The 2,786-nt window shown below is 75.1% G+C and carries 3 protein-coding genes; 1 reads left to right on the top strand and 2 read right to left on the bottom strand.

The genetic code is table 11. The features are described 5' to 3' along the window. On the bottom strand, positions 1 to 524 hold a 524-nt coding region (locus tag GWJ10_RS19515), incomplete at its 3' end, for a ClpX C4-type zinc finger protein (RefSeq protein WP_163188958.1). Between the two features lie 84 nt (positions 525 to 608). After that, positions 609 to 1,838 (bottom strand): AFG1/ZapE family ATPase, encoded by a 1,230-nt coding sequence (gene zapE / locus GWJ10_RS19510; RefSeq protein WP_163188957.1) that lies wholly within the window; start codon positions 1,836 to 1,838, stop codon positions 609 to 611. A 105-nt stretch (positions 1,839 to 1,943) separates the two neighbouring features. Here zapE and GWJ10_RS19505 point away from each other — a divergent pair, with 105 nt between their 5' ends. Continuing rightward, a complete protein-coding gene (locus GWJ10_RS19505; RefSeq protein ID WP_043659817.1) occupies positions 1,944 to 2,654 on the top strand; it encodes a metal-dependent transcriptional regulator in 711 nt (236 codons plus the stop codon). Positions 2,655 to 2,786: the final 132 nt, after the last annotated feature.

Genomic DNA, 2,786 nt, shown 5'->3' with positions numbered 1-2,786 from the left:
GCCGTCGCGTCCGCGATCGCGAAAGGCACGTTCAACATCCGCGCCAACGTCTGCGCCAGATACGTCTTGCCCGTCCCCGTCGGACCGATCAACAAGATGTTCGACTTCGCCAGCTCCACGTAGTCCGGGTCGTCGGTCGCGAGGGCCTCGCCCGCCTCCTCGGCGGCAGCGGCGGCGCGTACGCGCTTGTAGTGGTTGTGCACCGCGACGGCCAGCGCCCGCTTGGCGCCGTCCTGTCCGACGACGTAGCGGCTGAGGTGCGCGAAGATCTCGTGCGGCGTGGGGAGCGGGCCGCTGCCGGTGACGATGTCCTGCTCGGCCGACTCCGTCTCGCGGTCCTCCTCGACCATCTCGAGGCAGAGGGCCACGCACTCGTCGCAGATGAAGACGCCCGCGGGGCCCGCGATGAGCCGCTTCACCTGCCGCTGCGACTTGCCGCAGAACGAGCACGTGAGCGCGTCCGCCGCGCGGGGCCCGCGCTGACCGCGCGCGCCGCCGTCGTCGGTGCCGTCGGAGCGTGCCACCAGGTGCCTCCAGTCGAGTCGGTTGCGGCCGATCGTAGCCGCCGCCCACGACACCCCCGCACGCGAGCCCTGGGACGCGCCGGGTCAGGCGTGCGGGACGTCGTCCGCCGGGTCGGTGCCGCCCGCGTCCTCGGTGAGGAGCTGGAGCCGGCTCGCGGTGCGGAACGCGTCCGGGCGGTCGGGGAGCGCGGTGCGGAAGGTGCCGAGCGCGTGGGGCGACGTGACGACGAGCTCGACGTCCGCGTCGACCAGCACGTCGACGACCGCGACGAACCGCTGCTGGGCCTCGCGGTCGACGGCGGTGAGCAGGGGGACGTCGGTGACGACCCACCGGCGGAAGCGCACGGACCAGTCGAGGTACTCCAGGGTCGACGTCGGCCGGCCCGCGAGGTCGTCGAACGTCACCCACAGCTCGTCCGCGCGCGCCGCCGTCACGGGGAACGTGCGCGACCCGGTGCGGACCGCCGTCGCCTCGTCCGCGCCCGGGCGGCGCAGGCCGCGGGCGTCGAGCTGGGCCGTCGTGCCGGGGCGGAGCCACGCGCCCGCGGCGAACCCGGCGCGACCGCGCCCGCCGAGCGTCCGGTAGTCCGTGGGCCCGGCGAGCTCGACGACGTCGAGGTGCGCCCGAAGGAGGGCGATCCCGGGTTCGGCGACGTGGTGCCACAGCGGGTTCGGCAGCAGCGTGCCGGGCTCATAGTTGGACGTCGCGAGCACGACGACGCCCGCCGCGAACGCCCGGCGCAGGAGCCGCGTGAGGAGCGTCGCGTCGCCCGTGTCGTGCAGGTGGAGCTCGTCGAGGAGGAGCAGCGTCGTGCCGCGCAGGAGGTCGTCGATCGCGTCGTCGACCGCGCTCGGGCGGTCCTCGGGCCGCACCTCCGGCGACAACGGCTCAGGTCCCGGGGGTTCCGGCGCAGGAGGTTCCGGGACCTGGGGCGCCCGGGTGCGCCACCCGCGCGTCGGGCCTCCGTGCCCGACGGCGGCGCGTGGCTCCGCGCGGGCGGCCTCCCGGCGCGCGTGGATGGCCGCGTGGAGGTCGCGGAACAGGTCGTAGACGTGCGTGCGGCGCACGGCTCCCGCGGGGAGCTCCGGCGTGACGGCGTCGACGAACGCCGTGGCGAGCCAGGACTTGCCCCGCCCGACCGGCCCCCAGACGTACAGCCCGCGGACGGGACGTCGTCGGGCCCGGGCGACGTCGTCGCCGAGCCGCGCGAGCCGGCCGAGGAGGTCGCGCTGGCCGGCGTCGAGCACGATGCCGTCGCGGGCGGCGGCCGCCTCGACCGCGCGGCGGACGCGGTCGGCGCGGGGGCGGGTCACGGGGACACCCTAGGCGCGGCGGCCCGCCGGTCGGAGTCGGCGGCGAAAGCGCTAGACTGGAACCGTTCCAGAGAAGAGTGCGTCGTACCTGCCGCGGGAGGCCGAGTGACCGACCTGATCGACACCACCGAGATGTACCTGAAGTCGATCTACGAGCTGCAGGAGGAGGGGATCCCCCCGCTGCGCGCGCGGATCGCCGAGCGCCTCGGGCACTCGGGGCCGACGGTCTCGCAGACCGTGGCGCGCATGGAGCGCGACGGCCTCGTCGTCGTCGGGGGCGACCGCCAGCTCGAGCTCACGGCCCTCGGCCAGCAGACGGCGGTGCGCGTCATGCGCAAGCACCGCCTCGCCGAGCGCCTGCTCACCGACGTCATCAAGCTCGACTGGGAGCACGTCCACACCGAGGCCTGCCGCTGGGAGCACGTGATGAGCGACCTCGTCGAGCGGCGCCTCGTCGGGCTCCTCGACCACCCGGCGCACGACCCGTACGGCAACCCGATCCCCGGCCTGCGCGAGCTCGGCGAGGACCTGCCCGAGGTCGGCTACCTCCAGGGCGTCGTGTCCCTGCGCGCGCACCTCGTCGCGCGCGGCGCGGTGCCGGGCACCGAGGTGCGCGTCGTGCTCCAGCGCATCGCCGAGCCGATCCAGGTGGACGTCGAGCTGCTCGCGCGGTTCGCCGAGGCCGGCGTGCTCCCGCACCGGACCCTCGTGGTCACGGTGGGTGACGGCGTCGTCACCGCCTCGGGCGAGGGCGCCCTGACCGTCCTCGACCTGCCCGACGACGTCACGCGCCACCTCTTCGTGACCGCGGACTGACCGGGGTGGCCCTGGGCGGCCGCCGAGAACGAGGTTGGTCCCGCTATCCGGTGGATAGCGGGACCAACCTCGTTGTGGTGGGGGAGCGGGGTCGTGCTCGCCGACCGGGTGTCGTGCGGCGGGGTCGTCAGG

The organism is Cellulosimicrobium sp. SL-1, from assembly GCF_011033075.1.
Lineage (GTDB): Bacteria > Actinomycetota > Actinomycetes > Actinomycetales > Cellulomonadaceae > Cellulosimicrobium > Cellulosimicrobium funkei.
The sequence above is the reverse complement of the archived record's forward strand: the minus strand, read 5'-3'. Positions and strand labels throughout refer to the sequence as shown.